The 20,828-nt window shown below is 44.4% G+C and carries 19 protein-coding genes and 1 pseudogene; 2 read left to right on the top strand and 18 right to left on the bottom strand.

The window, feature by feature from the left end; all coding sequences use genetic code 11:
• Positions 1–338: 338 nt before the first annotated feature.
• The 3 genes from GC102_RS11005 to GC102_RS10995 form a co-directional block, all read right to left on the bottom strand.
• A complete protein-coding gene (locus GC102_RS11005; protein WP_171689568.1) occupies positions 339–1,310 on the bottom strand; it encodes an oxidoreductase in 972 nt (323 codons plus the stop codon).
• Between the two features lie 3 nt (positions 1,311–1,313).
• Positions 1,314–1,694 carry a MerR family transcriptional regulator gene (locus GC102_RS11000; RefSeq protein WP_171689567.1) on the bottom strand — a complete coding sequence of 127 codons (381 nt, stop codon included), beginning with the start codon at positions 1,692–1,694 and terminating at the stop codon, positions 1,314–1,316.
• A gap of 205 nt (positions 1,695–1,899) precedes the next feature.
• Entirely contained in the window at positions 1,900–3,063 is a 1,164-nt protein-coding gene (locus tag GC102_RS10995; RefSeq protein WP_171689566.1) for a YbfB/YjiJ family MFS transporter, read from the bottom strand.
• A gap of 133 nt (positions 3,064–3,196) precedes the next feature.
• Here GC102_RS10995 and GC102_RS10990 point away from each other — a divergent pair, with 133 nt between their 5' ends.
• On the top strand, positions 3,197–4,066 hold the full coding sequence (locus tag GC102_RS10990; RefSeq protein ID WP_171689565.1) for a LysR family transcriptional regulator: 870 nt from the start codon (positions 3,197–3,199) through the stop codon (positions 4,064–4,066).
• A 56-nt stretch (positions 4,067–4,122) separates the two neighbouring features.
• On the opposite strand, the gene GC102_RS10985 is transcribed toward GC102_RS10990, so the two are convergent.
• The 5 genes and pseudogenes from GC102_RS10985 to GC102_RS39420 form a co-directional block, all read right to left on the bottom strand.
• Entirely contained in the window at positions 4,123–4,620 is a 498-nt protein-coding gene (locus GC102_RS10985; RefSeq protein ID WP_171689564.1) for a spore germination protein, read from the bottom strand.
• 194 nt (positions 4,621–4,814) lie between these two features.
• A complete protein-coding gene (locus GC102_RS10980) occupies positions 4,815–5,492 on the bottom strand; it encodes a DUF7002 family protein (RefSeq protein ID WP_171689563.1) in 678 nt (225 codons plus the stop codon).
• 66 nt (positions 5,493–5,558) lie between these two features.
• A complete protein-coding gene (locus GC102_RS10975; protein ID WP_171689562.1) occupies positions 5,559–6,485 on the bottom strand; it encodes a LysR family transcriptional regulator in 927 nt (308 codons plus the stop codon).
• A gap of 556 nt (positions 6,486–7,041) precedes the next feature.
• Positions 7,042–8,025 carry an SLAC1 anion channel family protein gene (locus GC102_RS10970; protein ID WP_171689561.1) on the bottom strand — a complete coding sequence of 328 codons (984 nt, stop codon included), beginning with the start codon at positions 8,023–8,025 and terminating at the stop codon, positions 7,042–7,044.
• Between the two features lie 302 nt (positions 8,026–8,327).
• Positions 8,328–8,450: pseudogene (locus GC102_RS39420) on the bottom strand (acetolactate synthase small subunit); the annotation flags it as partial.
• A gap of 293 nt (positions 8,451–8,743) precedes the next feature.
• Here GC102_RS39420 and GC102_RS10965 point away from each other — a divergent pair.
• Positions 8,744–9,310, top strand: a complete 567-nt coding sequence (locus GC102_RS10965) for a TetR/AcrR family transcriptional regulator (RefSeq protein WP_171689560.1) — start codon at positions 8,744–8,746, stop codon at positions 9,308–9,310.
• Positions 9,311–9,504: 194 nt separating this feature from the next.
• Here the strand turns inward: GC102_RS10965 and GC102_RS10960 are convergent, their stop codons facing one another.
• The 10 genes from GC102_RS10960 to GC102_RS10915 form a co-directional block, all read right to left on the bottom strand.
• Positions 9,505–10,401, bottom strand: coding sequence for an ROK family protein (locus GC102_RS10960; protein WP_171689559.1), 897 nt, complete (start codon positions 10,399–10,401; stop codon positions 9,505–9,507).
• Positions 10,402–10,406: 5 nt separating this feature from the next.
• The gene (locus GC102_RS10955; protein WP_171689558.1) at positions 10,407–11,105 is read right to left on the bottom strand and encodes an N-acetylmannosamine-6-phosphate 2-epimerase; all 699 of its coding nucleotides are present in this window, start codon (positions 11,103–11,105) and stop codon (positions 10,407–10,409) included.
• A 33-nt stretch (positions 11,106–11,138) separates the two neighbouring features.
• Entirely contained in the window at positions 11,139–12,809 is a 1,671-nt protein-coding gene (locus GC102_RS10950; RefSeq protein ID WP_171689557.1) for a response regulator transcription factor, read from the bottom strand.
• A gap of 38 nt (positions 12,810–12,847) precedes the next feature.
• Positions 12,848–14,581, bottom strand: a complete 1,734-nt coding sequence (locus tag GC102_RS10945; protein WP_171689623.1) for a sensor histidine kinase — start codon at positions 14,579–14,581, stop codon at positions 12,848–12,850.
• A gap of 42 nt (positions 14,582–14,623) precedes the next feature.
• Positions 14,624–15,508 (bottom strand): carbohydrate ABC transporter permease, encoded by an 885-nt coding sequence (locus GC102_RS10940; RefSeq protein WP_171689556.1) that lies wholly within the window; start codon positions 15,506–15,508, stop codon positions 14,624–14,626.
• Positions 15,509–15,538: 30 nt separating this feature from the next.
• Complete coding sequence (locus GC102_RS10935; protein ID WP_171689555.1) at positions 15,539–16,444, bottom strand: ABC transporter permease; 906 nt, start codon at positions 16,442–16,444, stop codon at positions 15,539–15,541.
• 82 nt (positions 16,445–16,526) lie between these two features.
• Positions 16,527–18,215, bottom strand: coding sequence for an extracellular solute-binding protein (locus GC102_RS10930; protein WP_171689554.1), 1,689 nt, complete (start codon positions 18,213–18,215; stop codon positions 16,527–16,529).
• A gap of 339 nt (positions 18,216–18,554) precedes the next feature.
• A complete protein-coding gene (locus GC102_RS10925) occupies positions 18,555–18,977 on the bottom strand; it encodes an SMI1/KNR4 family protein (protein ID WP_171689553.1) in 423 nt (140 codons plus the stop codon).
• Positions 18,978–19,025: 48 nt separating this feature from the next.
• A complete protein-coding gene (gene lepB, locus GC102_RS10920; RefSeq protein ID WP_171689552.1) occupies positions 19,026–19,700 on the bottom strand; it encodes a signal peptidase I in 675 nt (224 codons plus the stop codon).
• A 926-nt stretch (positions 19,701–20,626) separates the two neighbouring features.
• Positions 20,627–20,828, bottom strand: a 202-nt coding sequence (locus tag GC102_RS10915; protein WP_171689551.1) for a hypothetical protein, incomplete at its 5' end; no start/stop codon positions are given.

The raw sequence follows: 20,828 nt of genomic DNA, 5'->3' as shown, positions 1-20,828 counted from the left end.
TGTCAACCCCCTCTCCTCGCACCCTCGGCAGAGAACAGATGGAGATCCATCATCATCGGGAGGATAGGAGTAAAGGGGAACCTTCCCATTCCACAGCAACAGTCAGTGCCGTTATGCCTCCGACCAAAACGATCAACGTACTACTCACCAAACGCTTTCCTTTTGTCTTTACCTTGTCTTGCTCACTCATCATACACTGATTTCTGTAATCATGTATAATACAGAATACTGATATTGAGTATCTCATTTTCAGATATCTAAACCTAAATATACAGGAAGTCTATATAGAGATTCAGTTGCTCAAGTTGATCATTTCAATTGTTAATATAGTGTCACGCTCAGGTCCTGAACTTCACGCCAGTCATCTCCTCGCTGAGCAACCAAAGCCGCTCCGCAAAGCTAGGATCGATCGCCCAAGGAAGTACACCGGACATCACTTGACCAAGTCCCTGCAGTGCTTCGGCCGTAATGACCTCGGCAATATCGGCATCCATGCAATAAACGCCGCCTTTGCCCTCAAGCTGAGGACTCGTCGCACACCATACGCTAGTTGAAGCTCCCTGCTCAGTGGTCTTCAATACCCCACCTGCTGCGCTCTTCTCTTCATCCGACATATAACGTACCAAATCTGTCATAATTCTGCCAGGATGGACAGAAAAGGCGCGCACGCCGTACTCATTACCCAAGCGGTCCATCTCGACAGCAAATAGCGCATTGGCAGATTTAGACTGTCCATAGGCCTTCCATTTGTTATACTCCTGACGTTCGAAGTTTGGATCTTCAAAATCAACGCCTCCGAAGCGGACACCGGTTGAGGAGACGGAGACAACACGCGCATCTCCTGCTTGTTTCAAAGACGGCCAGAGCCGAGCCGTCAACTGGAAGTGTCCCAAGTGATTGGTCGCGAACTGGGATTCATAGCCGCGTGCATCGCGCACTAGCGGTGGAGCCATGATGCCTGCATTATTAATGAGCATATCCAACTGCCGGCCAGTGTTTAGAAACCGCTGCGCGAATGCGTCGATGGAATCGGGGTCTATAAGATCCAGCTCCTCCAGCTCCACTCTCGGGATATCAGCAATCAAAGCGCGGGCTTTCTCCATCGTACGCGCGGGTACAATTACCGTCGCACCTGCTTCCGCCAGAGCGCGGGTTGTCTCAAGTCCGACGCCGGAGTACCCGCCGGTCACGATGGCGATCTTGCCGCTTAGGTCATGTCCGGCTAGCACTTCCCGCGCTGTTGTTTGCGGCCCGAAGTCCGATGGGATCGGTGCTTGAGGTGTAATCTTATATGTGTTATCTGTATGCATAGTTCATTCTCCTCCTAAACCTGAACGCTTCATCAGGTCCTTAAAGTGGTCTAGCTTGTAATTCATCATTTCCAAAGTAGTGTGCATTTCCGCCATCTGCGACTCAATTTTGAGTTTGTGCTCACTAAGTACGCTATAGCAACTCTCGTAATTTCGAGCGGATGCCAGGGTCATATACCGTTCAATTTCCTTCAGCGGCATATGGGTTCGTTTTAGATGGGTAATGAATACGAAACGGTCGAGATGGACCTTGTCGTATTCCTTCTGCCCGTTTTCCTTACGCTTCACTGGCGGCAGCAGCCCGATTTTCTCATAATAACGTATCGTATCATAACTGAGACCGGTTCTCTTGGAAATTTCTGCAATTGAAAATGTAGACTCCATCCCTCACCCTCCTCCCAATTTATTGATTAAGCGAATAAGCTTGTTCGTTTTCATTTGTATCGTAAGGTATGGAGTTTACTCCATGTCAAGCGATTTTCTTCAGCCTCACCATCATATAATTGTCTGTTTTGAATTATTGTCGTACCAACACATTCCCCTAAATGTAAAAAGTGAATGTTCACAAAAGTGAACATTCACTAACGTACTACAGTTGTTTGAACTGTTTCCTGTCGGAACGGCCGATACCCAGCGGCAAGCTAAGCGCCCCCAAGAAGACTATGAAAGCCGCACCGATTAAAGCGGTGAGGTAGTTGCCATTTCCCGAGATCAGAATACCTGCAATGAGCGGTCCGATCATTTGTCCCAAGCCAAAGAAGGTGGTCAGCAATCCTATAATCTTTCGGTTGTTCTGCGGATATAAATCCTTGGCAAAAGAGATGGACAGCGTCGTTATCCCCATAAAGGTTATGCCGAACAGAAGGGCGCCAGCGAATACGGCGATTGAAGAAGGAATAAGTGCCGGAATCGCAATGCCTATGGATTGCAGCAGCATGGTGACGGTCAATGTCCACTTTTTTCCCCATCGGGAGGCAAGCATAGACCAACCGACGCACGAAGGCACCGCGGCAATACCAACCAGCATCCAACTGAGTGACGCAATATTGGGGATGCTCGAAACCGCTTTGGCGAAGGCTACAAGATAGGTCCCGGTAACAATGTAGCCCAAGCCTTCCAAGCCATAGGCAATCATCAAACATATCAAGACCCGGCGAACAGCCGAAGGCTGATGGTCATGAGGAGAGTTTATCGTCTTCGTACCGGTATGCCTGTCCCGCAACGAATACCAGGCTACCAAACCTAAGATCAGACTGATCATTCCCAGTCCCTTCCATACTTCGATCCAATCGCCGTTTCGGGCAAGCAACGGAACCGAAAGTCCGGTCAGCAGGATGCCCGCTCCCACGCCTCCGTAGAAAATTCCGGCTTGGAGCGCCGTTAAACGATCCAGTACGATGCTGGATGCGATAATTAACACGACCGCGCTGGCTAAGCCCGACAAAAAGCGGAGCACGAGCCAGGCTTCGAGGTTATGGAATTCACCCATTCCCCATGTGGTCGCAATACTAACGATTAACCCGGCGAACAGCAGCATGGATCGGCTTTTAACCTGGACCAGCGTCAGGACAAACGCGCCGATCAAATACCCCAAATAATTGCTCGAAGTCAGATAGCCTGCACCCGCGGCAGAGAACAGATGGTGATCCATCATCATCGGGAGGATAGGAGTAAAGGCGAACCTTCCGATTCCCATAGCAACCATCAGTGCCGCTATGCCTCCAAGTAAAACGATCAACCTCCTTCTCCCCATACGCTTTCCTCCTGTCTTTACCTTGGTCTGCTCATTCATCATACAATGATTCCTGTTATCATGTATAATACAGAATAATGATGATGAGTATCTCAAGTTCAGATATATAAACCTAAATATACAGGAGGTCTTTATGGATATTCAGTTGCTCAAAGTGTTTTTTACCACGGCGCACGAAGGTAGCATTTCCAAAGCGGCTCATAAATTAAACTTTGCCCAATCCAACGTCACCCATAAGATTCAACAACTGGAGGCCGATTTGCAAACCCAGCTTTTTTACCGCCACAATCGGGGCATCACCCTTACCCCTTCCGGTCAAATCCTAGTTTCCTATGCAGAGAAAATATTGCATGTCATTCAGGAAGCCAGACTGGCCGTCGGAGACTCCTCCGTTCCCGCAGGACCGCTTCATATAGGGTCTTTGGAAACAACCGCCGCTGTTCGTCTGCCTAAGCTGCTTACCAAATATCATACCGACTATCCGGCAGTCGACTTCTCTTTAATCACCGGTCCTACCGAGAAGCACATTCATGCCGTTCTTCACTATGAGCTGAACGGGGCATTCGTGGCCGGTCCCGTAGAGCATCCCGAATTGATTCAGGAAAACGTCATCGATGAGGAGCTGGTTCTTGTCACCTCGGTCTCCCATCCGACCGTCAATTCCATCCATGATGCAGAGCTGCGTACGCTTCTCGTATTCCACAGCGGCTGCTCCTACCGGGCAAAATTAAATCAGCTGCTCCATGAAGAAGGCATAGTGCCCTTTAAGCTGATGGAATTCGGATCGATTGAAACGATAATCGGCTGTGTCGGCGCTGGCCTAGGCATTTCTCTTCTGCCGCGTTCTATCATAGCCGAGTCGGAACAGCAAGGCCGAATCCGCTGCCATGCGATCCCCGGCAAGCATGCCATTGTCACAACTGTGTTCATCAGGCGCAAAGACGCTTTAATCACGCCCGCATTGTCAGCCTTCTTATCAGAGATGCGAGCCCATTTTAGCTAAGGTACTGAAATTGAGCTTATCTATGATTTGGCTTCATACTCAGTTCTTTAATCTACTTAAGTACATTGCTTGCCACCTGTATACATGTGGTAAAGGAGGGAATACTTGGAGAGAATCCGAATTGAAACCGTCATCACATTGCTGCTGCCTGTCGTTAGAATGGCGGCATTACCCTCTAATACGTTACGAACGGTTTCCGATACTTTTGTAGAGCTATTCGTGGTTCCAATGGAGACTATCTCACTTTTAAGATCTCCTGCTTCCTCCGGAAATGTATCCCTTTTTACGCTCGCAATCATTGGTTTAATTACATGTTCTTCAAGCATTTTTTTATCAATCAAGTTATCTATGTAAACAATGAGCCAATGAGTGTTATGGTTAACATCTATCCTTCGGTATTCCAAGTCAGAACAATCCTGAAATGTTTCTTTTAAAATCTTTTCGTTTTGCAAAATATCCGAAGTAAACTCTTTATTATTGTATTCCTCCAGAAGAGTGCTTTTTTTAGGAAGATTTTCATATTTATTGAATTTATCTCTTTTTATCCAACTCATGAAAGCTCCTCCTAGTTAAAACAGTCACTGCTATTATTCCAAATAGAGTAAAACGTATACGAAATGAATACGACTTCGATGATTTTCGAATATATAAAATTAAACCCAGCGCCAACACGGCACTGGGTTCATTTACTTATTTATTACCCTTTTGTCATTAGAGCGGTTCTATCATTGTGCTGATGACTCGATTCTTAAAATCCTTGAAAAGATTGTGCATACTTCCTCCATTTTTCGGGAATCTCCTTAATATTATTACAATAAACGGCCTCTAAATAACTGGACAAGTTCGTTACTTTCTCTTCCACAAGGACCTCGCGTATCTCAGAAGGTTTTGATGGCACATAATTTTCCCGCATAATCTCGAATTGGTCTAATGGCAAAAACATTTGCAGACTTTTTTTATAGGAACAACGAGTTGGGTAACGAGGTGAGCTTCCTGAATCGTACTTAGACAACTTAACAGTGTCATAGAAGTCATCAAGCAACGATTCTGCATCCAATTGAAGGATAGCAAAAGCTTCATCTGGTTCTCTTTTTGAATAAATCTCCAGCATTTTTTGACAATCTCTTTGCGTCGGCCAAAAAAATACGTGCTGATCCAGATAATTATGAAATTGTCGATGAGTTGTTTTTGCATCCATAACTTGATCTGCAATTCGTAGATGAGCGTTTGCTACAAAAACATTTCCGTGAAAATGAATTTCTCTACTCACTATCCGTCTTTCATTCGATAAAGTAGGATCAACCTTATTACATGAATACAAAGCATCGAGATGCGCAATTGAAGGCAAGTTTCGGACTCTCGTAAAATGAAATAATGACTTCCTTTTTGAACTGTTCGTTATTTTTTTTACAACTAAATTGTTCATAGCGTGATACCTCTTGTCCGATCTCATTTCTTTGTAAATTTCGTCAGACATCCCTTAGATAACTCATCAAGGCTTCGCTTCCTGATCGCAATATGCTGTAGGTTCTTCCTTCTTAATAGAATTAATGTAAGAAAGAACCAGATCGATAAATCCGCTTGCTGTCCGCCCCAGATACTTATCTTTATGATAAACGATCCCTACTTCTCGGCAGAGTGTTGGGTTTAGGATTGGAATGATGATCAAATCCTCATAGTGATACATCTCGATTAATGTTTTAGAAAGAATAGTGGCCCCTATTCCTGACCTTACTAAATTAAATAAAGAATCGACCGTTGTCGTTTCAATAAAAGGTTTTAATTCCAACCCTGCTATTTTGCATGTGGAATCAATCAGTTGCCGGCATCGGTGTGTTTCAGGAAACATCACAATCGGGGTTGTTACTAATTCTTCAAAATCAATTTGAGGGTGACCTGCCAAAGGATGGTTGGCGTTAGTCACGAAAAAGAAGGATTCTCTATAGAGAGGCTTAATCGCCAATTTGTCATGTTCTACAGGTAAAATAGAGATGGCAAAGTCCAGTTCATTTTGCAGGACCCGTTCAACGATATCTTCATTAGCAATTAACTTTATGCGTATATTCGGATAACTGCGATGATAGTTGATTAATAATGATGAAACGAGTTCATTTAACTCACCCGGCAAGGCGCCAATCGATAAAGTTCCGCGTTCTACTTTCTGCAGCTCTTGAATTTGCTCGCGTGCAATTGCCAAGAATCCTATAGCTTTATGGGACTGCTGGTACAAGATCATACCCGCTTCTGTGATCATCGTCTTCTTACCGATTCGATCAAACAATCGAACACCAAGCTCGTTCTCAAGCGCCTTAATTTGATGACTTAACGTAGGCTGTGTAATACCAAGTTTATCTGCAGCCCGAGTAAAATGTAGTTCTTCGCAAGTCGTCATGAAATATTCTAGTTGTCTTAATTCCATCCTCATTCACCTCGTGTTTACAGTATTGGTGGATCCGATTTTCCCTATATTTTATTTGGCAATAGTCTTCGAATACATGCAAGTAATGGTTGTTATTATTTGTTACTGACAGAAGGACAATACATGCGAAAATCTCACTATCACGATAAGGTTTTGGTGCTAAATTGCTGTTTGTCCAACTGGTTCTTATTGTGATGTATTGTAATTATATAAATCAACATATCAACGATCAATGTTCCTTTTTCTATCATAATGATGCACAATTTCTATAGTAACCTGATCCGGACCAAACGGTTGCTAATTGGAGAATCCTGACGCTTTAATCACAACCGAAAGGCCGCAGTTTATGATCGGAAGTAAAAAAAGGAAAAAGCCAGCACGATTGCATCCTGCTGGCTTTTAGAAGGTAATTAAACTCTTACGTATAGCGCAAAGGAAAATATCTCATCTGATTCATTATTCTATGAATACGATTGATGACATTTATGTAATTCTCAATGATCCCTAATTTCGCATTCGTTGAGAAAAACAATTATTAACGTCACACTTACCAAAATTATCCTCTAAGCAATTTGCCATTGAACAGAATATTCAGCGTTCGAATAAACAAAACGATCAGAACGATACTAAGCAGTGTCAGAATGACCGCGGCGATGGCGATTAACAGCCAGGAATGCACCAACAGTGCATACTCCAAAGCAGCGTTGCTAAGCGCAGCCATCGGAAAGCTTACACCCCACCAAGAAGCGCCGAACGGTACAGACTTTTTGAAGACTTTAAAGAACAGGACGACGAATAAAAACAAACCAAAGTAAAACAAGATAGATGCGAACTGATCAATTTGTTGCATGAAGTTCGTATAGCTAAGAAAGCCGACCTCAAATGGTGCAATCAAAATGAGCATGGAAGGTGTTAATCCAGCAGGCATTGGAACATGATGTATTAATCTGGATACGATTATGACGAAGTAAACTAGAGCAACAATTCCGCCAATCGCTAAGCACAACAGATTGACTTCATGAGCCCAAGGAAATGGCATCGTTCCGCCGGCTACGCCAACGTCGAGTGTAGCCACTACAGGAATAATCCATGCAGGAACCGCATTTGCTGGTTCTTGATTCCCATTTAACAATCGCGAAACGAAGACAAAACTAAGCACTAAAGTGGTCGCCGTTCCGATGATCCAAAGCGTTTGGCCTAATACTTGACTGTAGGTACCTAGCACGGAAGAAAGCAATAGAATCGAAATCGTGATTGTACCGAAAAAGTTCCCTAAGATAGGATGCGTAAATTCGCCTACCACTTTCTGAGGGTATAGAACCCATTTTGAAATATAACCTATGCTTAATGCTATAAACATAAGAACCGCAATGATTCCAATAATATCACCGATGACGGGGGAAGTGCCAAATAGCTTGCTCGCTTGTTGCCAAGCCAAAGATAAACCTGAAATACCCATAACTGACGCAAATAAATTAACTGGCAAGAATTGCACTGAACCGATGCTTCTTTGTTTCTGTGTGGCAGCTGTTGTCTGCATAAAATCTTCACTACTTTCTGTTTATTTTATTATCTAAATAACTCTCCAATTACCCCCACAAATAACGGCTAGCAATACACTATGGCAAGCTCATATTCAGTAGATACCAAATATCCATGCTTCCACCCTCCTCTAAGGATTTCCCTTATGTTAACCTTGTCCAAAAAAATGATCAATAACGTTGTTTCTATTATTCCTATAGATAGGACTATATTAATTAATAGAGAGTATATCTACATACAAGTAAAGGAGCTGCTGCGGCAGCTCCTTTATCGTTTCTATAAAGTCCTTTATTTAACCACAATTGGCTTTACAGTTTTACTTAGTTTATTAAGCTGCTTTTGCACTTGTTCGAGCATTTTATCATTCCCAGATGTCACAATGATGATACGGGACAATCCAGGTTCTTCTGACTGGCCTACAGTTTTACGAAATCTGGACTACCAGAGAGGTCCATATGACTAAAACGATTATCGTAAATGATTTCTTGCCATTGCTGCATTATACATATAGGTCTGTATAGAAAAACGATCATTTTTTATATTTTTTAGAAAATAATTAACAGTGGAAATCCGCAGCATTCTTAAAATAGAGACTATCTATTTCAATTATTCTTGATATTCATTAATAGAAAGATTACAATTATTATACCGATCTGTATAATTCATTCGAATCACAGTTATAATAAAACAGAAACTTGTAAGAACGGAGTGAAAGTATGAGTACGAATAAGAGCAAAAAGGAGCATATATTGAATGTTGCTTCAGATTTGTTTAATAAGCAGGGAATTCGAGCAACGGGTGTTGACCAAGTAGTAGCTGAGTCACATATAGCCAAAATGACGTTATACAATCATTATGAGTCTAAGGATGAATTAGTCTTGGCTTATTTATTAAGACAAGATGAAAAGTGGAGAACTTGGTTTAGTTTTTCAGTAAACCAATTAAGCATAACCCCAAAGGGGAAATTATTAGCCATATTTGATGTGCTTGGCCAATGGTTTCAGGAGCCTGATTTTAATGGATGTGCATTTATTAAAACAGCTTCAGAGTTTGCGGATCATTCTCATCCCTACAATGAGGCAGCTCAGAAATATAAAACTTATTTAAAGGATTTCATTACAGATCTAGTCCATCAAGCCAATGTGAAGAACGAAGAAGATTTAGCTAATGGCATTTATCTCTTAGTTGAAGGCGCAATTACGATTGCGATGCTTCAAACAGATTTATCGGTGGCATTGCATGCGCGTAAAATTGCGGAAGTGCTTATTGAACGTTTAATATAAATAAACCTAACTTTGGAGTTTATAGTAAGAGCGCCTCTTTGATGTTGTTGGGTCATAAACCCGTCGATACATCCATCATAACAAGGCGCTCCTTATTTTTCAAAAAAACCGAAAATGTTCTTGTTACCCGACATTTCTATCGAGCTGAGAAATCGCAAAGGGCAAGCATTCTCCTATCGAACCTATGTTAGGAATTATCCTTCCATTGACGAAAACACCCGTTTGGCTGCACCTATCGCCCCCGCCAGATTGCCAAGTTCCGCCGATTTTACCTCGATGCCAAGCTGTAACTGCTTCACTTTGGTTGTGAGCAATCCCCACCAGTACTCCCGGGAATCGACAAGCCCGCCGCCGATAATAATCACTTGCGGATTAAGGCTAAGATGAATGTTATAGATGACGATCACCAAATCGTCCAAAAAACGATCGACCATGCCTACGAGTTGCGGTTGCCCTTTTATAAAATCTTGTAGTACCTCCACGCCCGTCTTATAAGGAAATTGGGTGACCTCTCGTGCAGCTGCTACAAAAGCAGTACCGGACACATACTGTTCCATACATCCGTATTGACCGCAATTGCAAAGCCGCCCTCGCGGGACCAGAACAACATGCCCCCATTCGCCGCCGTTCCATAGCGCTCCACGGATAAGTTCACCTCGCACCATAATGGCGCCTCCAACCCCGGTGCCTAGCGTTAACATTGTCAAATCGCGGTATGGTTTACCAGCACCAAGCCACGCTTCACCAATCAATGCCGTATTCGCATCGTTATCTATGACGACAGATCGGCCATATTCAGACTCAAGCAACGGTTTCATATTTAAACCCTGCCAGCCCGGTAAATTATTTGTCGCATATACGATGTCCCCGGTTTCCGTATTGACTCTTCCTGCCGTGCCGATACCGATGCCGAGCACATCATTCTGCGAAGCCAAAAGATCCGCAATGACAGATCTCATGTTGCTTAGAATATGTTCTCTACCTAGTTCAGCGGTAGTCGCAATCTTGGCTTGCTTCAATATTTGACCTTGGTCGTTGATGACGATTCCTTTAATCGAAGTACCTCCGATATCGATACCAATCGCATTCATCTTCCTTACAACCTTTCATTGTCCGATTTTATTTGACTGGATATCGCTTGAACAAATCTCTCGGTAATGTACTGGGGGCGCGTGATCGCACTTCCGATAACTACGAATTGTGCTCCGGCTTCCAAAGCGCGGTTGACTTCCTCAGCTGTAAAATACTTTCCTTCTGCAACAACTGGAACACGAACGACACTTGCAAGTCGAGCGACCAATTCAATATCGGGTTTGCTGGATTGCGAGCTGTATGGCGTATAGCCCGAAAGCGTTGTCGAAATATAATCCACCCCTAATTCAGCTGCGAATAGACCTTCCTCTTCATTCGAAATATCGGCCATAATCGGGATGTTAATCCGCTTGAGCTCCTGAACCGTTTGCGCTAATGTTCTTCCATCAGGCCGTATCCGATTCGTTCCGTCAATAGCAATGATATCAGCCCCAGCTGCATATACAGCCAAAGCGTCCTCAAGAGTCGGGGTAATATACACGTCGCTATCTTCGATTTTCCTTTTATTCAGCCCGATAATCGGCACCTGAATGAATTGTTTCATAACAAATATATCGGCAGCTCCATTCGCGCGAATCCCGATGGCTCCGCCTAATTCAGCCCCTTTAGCCATTTCGGCCATATAATGCGGACCATACAAGGGCTCACCCATGTAGGCCTGACAAGAAACAACGATCCCTCTTTCGGAAATTAATCTTCTCATCCTATTTACCTCCTAACTGACAACCGAATGTTCCTATATTTTCAACCGCTGCATTCTGAATTCTTGAGGCGTCGTTTCATTCTGCTTCTTGAAGAAGCGGATGAAAGCCAGTGCAGAATTGTAGCCGAGTTCGGCGGCGATTTCGTTCACTTTCATGGTGCTGCCAATGAGCAGCTCCTTCGCTTTCAAATTCCGGTAATCGATGATGTAGTCAGATAACCCGATACCGGTCATTTGCTTATACAGTCTGGAAAAATACGATGGATTCAGTCCGACGTGGTCCGCGATCGCATTAAGAGAAATATCCGTGGAAATATGGGCATCGATGTACCGATGAGCTTTTTGCACAACTTCCGCGGGAAGCATCGCTCCTTGGACAGCGTTCCAGTCGAACAGGCAATCAGCCGTTTGCATAAAATATTGCCTTAAGAATAGCCATGAGTTTTTATCGCCGTACTGGAACAGCGGAGCCAAATCATGAACCGCGTTTAAATATGCGCGCAACTCTGTGCTTTTATTGATGTATGCCAGAAATACGGCGGCCATGGAGTGATAAAGCTCCTTTTTCCGCTCGTATGGGCAGTTTTCCTCGCCCCAAATCTCCGTCAATTCCAGATAAAGTTTGTAAAATTCTTCACGGTGACAGTTCTCCAGGGATTTGGTGAGAAGCTGCACGCGGGTATAATGGAAAAAATCGTTCTGCTTATCTGCTGCCGTGCCTTCCTCCGCCCGTCTGATGTCGGAATCGCTCAAAATAACCTCGCTGGACAATCCCATTCCGTATACGAAACCATATTTCAAACTATGAAACCTTTCGAAAACACCGCTCCATGCCGTATGCTCACTGCTTAGAATAAAAGAGACTGGCAGCTGCAGCAGCTTCTTGCACGTACGCTGAATCTTCTCGAGCATGCCGCTTACATACGTGGATGTTTGTTTCCACAGCAAGTCGTATGAAACCTGTTGCTTTGGCGTATCGTTCACGCCTAATGGTTGGATGAACCATACGATTTTGGACTGATCGTACACATAAGAATAACTACGCACGTATGGCGACAAAAACTCCTCGGTAATATTTTGCACGGCGTAAATAAGCAGCGCTTTATCCGGAGCCGTTATCATGTCCTTCCAATCATCGACCCTTCCAAGTAGCAAAATAATCGGCATGTCCGCCCGCAGCGGCATATCGATTTCTTTGAAGTGATTTTCTAATTGGCTTCTAGTTACAGATTTGCCTTGAAGAAGTCCAGAAATGTAATCTTTCTGCAGCGATGGCAGCGCCAACCGCATCCGGTTATTCGCTCTTTCAAACATTTGCAGCTGATCGTATTCCTCTTCGAACTTTTCGATCGCCCGTTCAACCGAACGGATGATTTTCTCATCGCTTTCGATCTTCAATATATATTCGAAGCTGCCGTATTTGACGGCGTTCTGCACATAATGGAAATCGTTATAGCCGGTTAAAAAAATGACTTTACAAGCCGGCCATTGTGCTTTAATTTCCTGCAGCAGCTCGATCCCTTCAAGACCGGGCATTTTAATATCGGAAATGACGATATCGACCCGGTTGTTCTGAAGTACCTCCAACGCCTCCTCGCCGGAATAAGCCTTCAGGATGTCGAGATCCAAATCCGATTGTTCAAAAAGCTCAATCAGACCATCAACGATGATCGGAAGATCATCGACGATAAGCAATCGGTACATACATTCCCCTCCTCAAGCATTTCTGGAAGATCAGCGGCTTAACTGCTGCCGAAATGAATCCTCACTTTCAAGCCGCCAAGCGCGGAACGCGCCATCGTGATGCCATATTCGGCACCGTAGCGAAGCTGGATTCTGCGATGAACGTTGACAAGGCCTGTCGTCTCTTCGAGACGGCCTTCAGAGCGCTGCAAACGGGAGTTCAGCCGGTCGATCTCTTCATCCGTTACGGCGCTCCCGTTATCCTCGACATAGAAAGAGTACCCGTCTTCGTTCTTCTCGCTGTGTACCCAAAGTTCGCCTTCGGTACGCATGTTGCCCAGCGCATACTTGTAAGCGTTCTCGATAATCGGCTGCAGCACTAGGCGCGGAACGGAGAGCTTTGGTACATCGCTGTCAAACCTCACTTGAATGCGATCCCCGTAGCAGACCGTCTGCATGTCTACATACGTGCGGGAATGCTTCACTTCCAGTGCTAGAGGGATTTCGTCCTCGCCGTCTCTCGTAATGAAATGAAAATATTCGCCGATGTACAAGCAAAACTGGTACGCTTTCTCCTTCTGGCGCTCGGATTTGATCAACCGGCATAGAACAAAGAAGCAGTTGTATAAGAAATGCGGATTGATTTGCGATTGCAGCCGCTTCAGCTCCGACCGCTGGTTGCGGATTTGCTGCTCGTAGTTTTCTTCAATTAATGTTCGCAGCGACCGGATCGTGTCATTAAATGCCTGGTATAAATACCCGAATTCGTCATGTCCACGGTCGATGGTTATCGGCATCAACCGGTTTTGCTGGACGTGGCGGAACGAATGAACAAGCCGCATGAGCGGTTTATAAATGAGCCTGAACAGAAAGTATGAGAAAAATAAGCCGACTACGAGTGCGAGCGCGCAAGACCACCAAAACCATACGCGATAGGTTTGAATCGGACCAAGAACGTTCGCTTCGGGAATCAAACTTATCGAATAAGAGTTCCAGAGCGGAGAGTACTTAAAAACCGACAAATAGCTCTTTCCCCCGTATCGGACTGTTTCGTAGCCTTCCTTCTTACCTTCTGCCTGTTTATCCTTGATAAAAGCCTCGACTGTCTCCAACAGGGCCGGATCGTCGACGCTCTGGATATGCCAGCCACGGTCCACGTTAAGCAGGATGCTTCGGCCATCGAGCGAACTGCCGATTTGAGCCAGCGATTCCTTGATTTTACGGGCGGACAACTCAACCCCAACTACGAAAAGCGGCTCACGCCGCGTATTTGCCGGGTACTGCATGGAGATGAACAGCCGATCGTTCCAATAAATGAACGGTTCCTCGTAGGGCCTGTTTTTCGGCTGCATCGCCGCATATTCCTGCTTGTCGATCGACGTGTCGAATTTGATGCTCAACAGCGTTCGATCGATGGAAGGAACGTACGCTTTCGCTTCCTGAATAAACGGGCTGGAGTCCTTCATCAACACAAGCCGCTTCTGAATGTCCAATATTTTCTCCGCCCGTTCGTAGTGAGACAATTCATTGCCGGTAGCAGCTAACTCGATCAAGTCGTCGTCCGTCACATATTTGGGCAAATATCGCACGATCCGGTCTGCCTCCTTTTCGAGCGAGTCCAGGTAATATCCCGTCGTATTTAGTGTCGACTGAGATATTTCCTTGCGGATGCTTTCCACGCCTTTCTCGTTGATCAGCCATGTAATCGCCATAAGAGGAAGCAGTACGACCATGAATGCGGCCATGATTTTTTTGAAAATGGAAGAGTCCCTCAGTCGGAAAAAGCGTTTCATCATTCGTTCACCTGCTAAGTTTTGGTAGAGAATCCTGAATGTTTATTCTTTGACACTCCCCATCACAATTCCTTTAATGAAGAAACGCTGCAGGAACGGGTAGACGATCAATATGGGAAAAGCCGCAACGAATATTTGAGCCGCCTTGCTAGTCCGGTCGGACAACTTGCTTATCAACTCTGCGTCCTGTGTCTTGAGGAAGCGGAAATCGAGTTTAATAATAATGGTTTGTAGGAACGTTTGCAGCGGATATTTGTCGGGATGGTTCATCAGAATCATGCCGTCGAACCAACTGTTCCAGTGCCATACCATCGTAAACAGTCCGGTCGTCGCGAGCGCAGGAAGAGCTAAGGGAACATAGATTTTCCATAGTGTCGCAAAATGTCCAGCCCCGTCAATCCGTGCTGATTCTTCCAGTTCTTTGGGCAGGTTCCTGTAAAAGTTAAGCAGCAAAATAATGTTGAACACCTGAAGCGCGCCCGGTAGCACGAGCGCCCATATTGTATCGATCAAGCCAAGCGATTTCACCGTCAAATACCATGGGATGAGACCGCCGCTGAATAAAATCGTGAACACGAACACCCATACGTAAAATGTTCTTAGCCGAAACTGCCTCTCATCTTTCGATAACGGATAGGCAGTCAGAATCGTCAGAAACATACTGATGGACGTACCAAGAATGAGACGTTCGAATGAAACCCGAAAAGCGCGCAAATATTCAGGCTTGCCGAACACGTTGTCATAAGCTGCCGTCGTAAAGTCGACAGGCCACAGCGTGACCTTGCCGGCGGCTGCCGCCGTCCCGGTGCTGAACGATAAGGCCAATATATGGATAATGGGCATCAGACAGGCAAACGAGATCGCCGCCAAAAATATGAGATTACCGCTCAAGAAAAGCCGCCGGCCGAGTGGCATTTTGTAACGCATGATGTGTCCCTCTCTTCCCCATAACTCTAGTTAAAAAATGCGATAATTCGCAAAACGATAAGCGAGAACATACGAAACCGAGATAAAGATAAACGAAACGATCGATTTCAACAGTCCGACCGCCGTAGCGAACCCGAACTGAGACTGCTCGACACCCATCCGATACACGAACGTATCGATAATGTCGGCGCTTTCGTATACTTGCGGACTGTACAAGTTGAATATTTGATCGAAGCCGGCATTGAGGACGTTGCCAATGTTTAGTGTAAACATCAGCACAATAATCGGCATCATGCCCGGAATCGTAATGTTCAGCGTCTGCTTCCAGCGTCCTGCGCCATCGATCTCCGCAGCTTCATACAGCGACGGATTAATGGAGGTTAATGCCGCCAAGTAAACGATCGTACCGTACCCGAACTCCTTCCAAACGTCCGAAACGACCATTACATAAGGGAACCAACGATTATTACCCAGAAAGTAGATCGGGTCGATCCCAAGAAAGCCAAGCGTTTGATTGAGAACCCCGGTTGTCGGGGAAAGCACATCAATTAATATGCCGCTCAGCAGTACCCAAGACATGAAGTGCGGCAAGTAAACGAGCGTTTGGAACGTTCGTTTGATCCATTGCCTGCTCATCTCGTTGAGCAGGATAGCAATCGTAATGGGTACGAATAAGCCTGCCGCGATTTTCATGACAGAAATATAGATGGTATTGAAAAAAATTCGGCCGATATCAGGATAAACGAACATATAATTGAAGTTTTTCAACCCGACGAACGGAGAACCGAACAGACCTTTGGTCGGTATATATTTTTGGAACGCCATGATAATGCCCGCCATTGGGATGTAACTGAAAACGATGACAAAAATCAGTCCTGGGATCAGCATCAAATGAAGCGGCCATTCACGTTTCCACATGCGCGAGATCGATTTCATCCTGTACCACCACCTGCTTATATTACCCCGCCGAGTTTGAATAGAAAGAGGGATCGTACCTGATCCCTCTCCCTGAGAAGAACTATTTGTTCTTCGCGTACCAGTCATTCACTTCTTTGGTGATTTGGTCTCCGCCAAGCTTCTTCCAATCGGCGACAAATTTATCGAACTCATCAACCGATACCTGGTTCATAATAATTTTGAAAAATACTTCGTCGCGCTTCTTCTCGAGGATCGCATTCTTCTCCACCATCGTTGGCGTCGGTGCCCCGAAAAACTTCGTTTGTTCGAACTGATTGTTCTTTTTCATATCCGGAATAAGGGAGTAGGAACCCTTCGGACCTGAAATCCAATATTCCCACCACATGCTCGTATCGCCGTTTACATATTTCATAGCCCGTTCGTATCGAGATTTCTGATCTTTCGTCTTCGCCATACTCGCGTCTTTGGCTGCGATCGCCTTCGGCAGCACTTCGCCGTTATTGTTCGATAAGCTGCCAACCCTGAGCGGATTAAGCAACCAGTAGTTGTTCTTCTTTTCAACGCGGTCTTTGCCAAACTCATATACTTTGTTATCTTCCGTTTGATTGTTGTCGGCGATGATCCATTGATTAAGCAGCCTCATGACGGCTTCCGGATTTTTCGCTTTCTTTGACACGACGTAATATCTGTCGCCGCCTATCCCGATTTGTGCTTTGGCCGGCTTGTTATCCACGGATGGAATCGGATATACGCCCCACTCCTGCACTTGTTTGCCGTCTTTGATCGCACCGGTCGCAAGGTGCGCCGGCACCCATTCGGCGCCATATACAAGTCCAATGTTGTTACCGAAAATGAGTTCCGATTCCTTTTGCGTGTCTTTCACGGCAAATTCCGGATCGATCAGACCTTTTTTGAACATGTCTTGCAGCGCCTTGAGCGCTTCTTTCATTTGCGGCTGTACGTAACCCTTAACAAGTTTGCCGGTACCGTCATCAATCCAATGATTGGAATCCGCATTCGAGTCCATATAGGCATGGTAGCCATTCATGAAACCAATGAAGCCGGTTGCCCCGTCTTCTTTCATATCCTTGTTGAATGCAATCCCGTAAGCTCTTCCAGTTCCTCCAGGATCCTTCGTCTTAAACGCCTCCGCGATGGTCATCAGATCCTGCATCGTTTTCGGCTCCGGCAAATTCAGCTTCTTGAGCCAGTCGGTACGCACGTATAGAAACTGGGCGTAGTACGGATTGGACGTGCTCGGAATGGCAATCAGCTTTCCGCCAAAAGTGGCCGATTTCATTTGGGTACCGCCGTCCGCTTGCATGAATTTTTTGGTTTCCGGAGTAGCGAACTTATCGTAAACGCTAGTAATATCCATAATCATATCCGCTTCAATTAGCTGCTGGAGCTGAGTAGCATCAACGAGCATAAAATCAGGAATATCGTTCGAGGCAATTGCGATCTTGAGCTTTTCCTTGAACTGGTTGTTATCTGCGGCAACCCATTGGTTCGTAATCTTGACGCCAACGTCTTTCTCGTAGGCTTCATACACGGAATTTTTGTCGAAGCTTTCACCTGCGTCGAATTTCAAATACGGATCGCCTTCTCTGATCGTGGATACTTCAAGCACTTTTTTCGATTCCGGCGTTTGTGCCGCTGTTGCAGATGCTGTCGCGGACGCGGACGGTTGCGGGCTATTCTCCGTTTTGCTGCTGCACGCGGTAGCGGCGATAAGACTGGTAATCAAAGCGGTTGCGAGAACGTCCTTCCCTCTCAGTTTCATATTCATATGACCCCTCCAATTTGACTAACATGTTACTCAGGATGTTGTACGCGTTTCAACGTCCTTTGATAGCTTAAGTATAAGAAAAGAAACACTCCCCTTCCATATACCAGTGTTTACTTTGATATACACCTCTTGACGGCGAATAAAAATCCCAATCTCTCTAAGCACGAAAATAGAAATTGGGATTTATTGCGTATTCCGGAAAAATAACAGACGTCGTGGACCTGTCTAGCAACCTGCCGATGGTGAACGGGTTGCGTTTTCTTTACTAGGAAGCATGTTTCACAAATCGAAGGAGCCTGCCTATATAAAACAGCGGCAGGCTCATAATGATCAGCTCCTTCATTCGCAATTGTAATTAAGTGAGTTCAATATGTTCCAATCCCAAAAAAACGACCCTTGTGACACAACCAAACGTTCAAACCAGCGCTCAAAGTTCAAAACAATGTCTTCCGCATCAGGCACATAAGCTAATCCAACAAAAATATAATCTTCTCTTCCTGCTTTCACTCGTGAGGAATCGATATAGATCAGAGTGGAATCATACTTTGCAATAACATATAAATTGTCAGGGGCTTCTTTCTGTTCAATATAATCCAAGATATCCTCTAAATCGAATATAGCCCAAGCACCATTAGCGTACTCAGAAATATCATTGAAGAGGATAGCACCATCATTCAGCATTAGAAAATCTTTGTAACTTTCAGGTATATGGAAGCCTGTTTCCTCAAAGAATGTTAGAATATTTTCTTCTGTCTGATTCATCTAAACACCTACTTGATCAAGATTTTAATAATTACTAGCCGCAGGTCATCAAGGTTTCCTTTCCCGACCAATAATGACCCACTCAATTTGATCAATTGCAATTGAACCATAGGTTTGACTATCCACGCTCCTAGCCCATGTATCTCCCAGCAGGAATACATGACCCGCCGGTATTTTTATTTCTGGCATGTCCATGTGGAAATATTTCGTCATACTCTTTTGACAGTCGGAGTCGCAGACACCAGAGCCAGGTTTATTCAAATTATTGAAGTAGGATTCTTCGCCCTGACCCCACATGAGCGCTTTCCCATAAAAGGTGTCTAATTTTTTCTCGTCGATATAAACCTGCCCATCTCGGATCATAATTGACTCTTCCGGAAGAGCGACAATGCGAGCAATATCGTAGATCTGTGGTTTCCAACCCGGATTTGCATTTGGGAAGACGTGTTCCATGTTAAGAGATGGCGTCTTATAATACACGACATCTCCTCGTTTCGGAGGTTCATTCAATTCACTTAATACTAATTTGCCACCTAATTTCGTATTATAAGTTTCGTCCATACCATCCAGTTGGTAGGTTATCGTTTCCATTCCTTGCTTAACCTCGACCTCGGGCAAAATAAGAGTGGTTTTTGAATCCACAATGCGTTCTTCATTACATGCCGTAAATGAAATCAGTAGCAAGCAACAAGCCGTAGCCACATTAAACACTCTAATAACCATTAGCTCACTAGCCCTCCTCAGAAGATAAGCTCTTTTAATCAACCACCCATATAATACCATTTTTTTGATTCGTTTTCTCTTTTATTGCGACCAACCTGCTACCCATTACTTGAACGAAATCCAAATAGTGGCTGATTCAAAGCAGCCCCTCCTCCACTAAAGTTTCTTGCCCCTTTCCCCTCTGACCAACTATTCAGTTGTCTGTAATCTGATCTATAATACCGACCAAACGTTTTTGCGATAACTGTTTAATGTCTGAATCACTAATCTTATTTGCTATTAGGCTAGCAAGCTAGGTAATTTTCGATGAAACTAGTCACCGTCGTAATTAGACTCTCTCTTATAACGATTGGGAAGCCATATGGGTGGATTATTTAAATCAGACTTGTTGTTTGTTGATCGACTGAATTCATCATTGTCTTAGGCACCTGTACAGTCAAATAGTTATTAACCCACATAGCATGAAATACAATTAAATTTAAACTTTTTAAAAAGGAAGTGGAATTCAATGTTTTCTATCTCACAACCGCAGGGGTACATGAGACAACCGCAATCTCCTCCACCTGCATTCATCCCTCCAAAACCTGAGATATCCTATGTGGTTGACTGTTTATATGAATACACATATGTCTGGCTTCTGAATGGAGACAATTTCTGGTTTTATCCTACTCGTGTAGAGTATGGTGAAGTTTCAGGTTATAGGTGGAATGGAGCGTTTTGGATGTTTTATGGCATTGATCCAAGAATTATTGATGTTGTTGCGTGCCCCCCAATTCCTACCCTCTACTGAAGTTGATTATTAGGTTGTTACTGTTCATTATATTTACTTTTGCACGACCTCCTGCCTGAGTAGGAAAAGGCAGCCGTCCAAACTGCATCGGCTGCCTTCCTTGTTTATTGAGCTCTTGTTTTCCGTTAGTTTAATGTTATTTATCTGGAACTTGCATACTATGTTCTTCTAATAAGCCATTTGCGTCTTTGTATTTGATAGTCCAAACATCTGAATTTTCATCATAACTCACTTCTTTAATCGCAAGCACGTTTACACTTGAAATATCCTTATTTAATAAGGCTTTTCGAATTACTGCATCTTGAGTAATGTCTGCTTTTTCAGGTTTTTGTATTTTG

The organism is Paenibacillus germinis (genome assembly GCF_013141785.1).
GTDB lineage: Bacteria > Bacillota > Bacilli > Paenibacillales > NBRC-103111 > Paenibacillus_E > Paenibacillus_E phytorum.
Note: the sequence above shows the minus strand (reverse complement) of the source record. Positions and strands in the feature narration are given on the sequence as shown.

Coding starts and splice junctions, on each gene's coding strand:
- GC102_RS11005 (WP_171689568.1), bottom strand. CDS start 1,310: ATGCATACAGATAACACATATAAGATTACACCTCAAGCACCGATCCCA.
- GC102_RS11000 (WP_171689567.1), bottom strand. CDS start 1,694: ATGGAGTCTACATTTTCAATTGCAGAAATTTCCAAGAGAACCGGTCTC.
- GC102_RS10995 (WP_171689566.1), bottom strand. CDS start 3,063: ATGGGGAGAAGGAGGTTGATCGTTTTACTTGGAGGCATAGCGGCACTG.
- GC102_RS10990 (WP_171689565.1), top strand. CDS start 3,197: ATGGATATTCAGTTGCTCAAAGTGTTTTTTACCACGGCGCACGAAGGT.
- GC102_RS10985 (WP_171689564.1), bottom strand. CDS start 4,620: ATGAGTTGGATAAAAAGAGATAAATTCAATAAATATGAAAATCTTCCT.
- GC102_RS10980 (WP_171689563.1), bottom strand. CDS start 5,492: ATGAACAATTTAGTTGTAAAAAAAATAACGAACAGTTCAAAAAGGAAG.
- GC102_RS10975 (WP_171689562.1), bottom strand. CDS start 6,485: ATGGAATTAAGACAACTAGAATATTTCATGACGACTTGCGAAGAACTA.
- GC102_RS10970 (WP_171689561.1), bottom strand. CDS start 8,025: ATGCAGACAACAGCTGCCACACAGAAACAAAGAAGCATCGGTTCAGTG.
- GC102_RS10965 (WP_171689560.1), top strand. CDS start 8,744: ATGAGTACGAATAAGAGCAAAAAGGAGCATATATTGAATGTTGCTTCA.
- GC102_RS10960 (WP_171689559.1), bottom strand. CDS start 10,401: ATGAATGCGATTGGTATCGATATCGGAGGTACTTCGATTAAAGGAATC.
- GC102_RS10955 (WP_171689558.1), bottom strand. CDS start 11,105: ATGAGAAGATTAATTTCCGAAAGAGGGATCGTTGTTTCTTGTCAGGCC.
- GC102_RS10950 (WP_171689557.1), bottom strand. CDS start 12,809: ATGTACCGATTGCTTATCGTCGATGATCTTCCGATCATCGTTGATGGT.
- GC102_RS10945 (WP_171689623.1), bottom strand. CDS start 14,581: ATGAAACGCTTTTTCCGACTGAGGGACTCTTCCATTTTCAAAAAAATC.
- GC102_RS10940 (WP_171689556.1), bottom strand. CDS start 15,508: ATGCGTTACAAAATGCCACTCGGCCGGCGGCTTTTCTTGAGCGGTAAT.
- GC102_RS10935 (WP_171689555.1), bottom strand. CDS start 16,444: ATGAAATCGATCTCGCGCATGTGGAAACGTGAATGGCCGCTTCATTTG.
- GC102_RS10930 (WP_171689554.1), bottom strand. CDS start 18,215: ATGAATATGAAACTGAGAGGGAAGGACGTTCTCGCAACCGCTTTGATT.
- GC102_RS10925 (WP_171689553.1), bottom strand. CDS start 18,977: ATGAATCAGACAGAAGAAAATATTCTAACATTCTTTGAGGAAACAGGC.
- lepB (WP_171689552.1), bottom strand. CDS start 19,700: ATGGTTATTAGAGTGTTTAATGTGGCTACGGCTTGTTGCTTGCTACTG.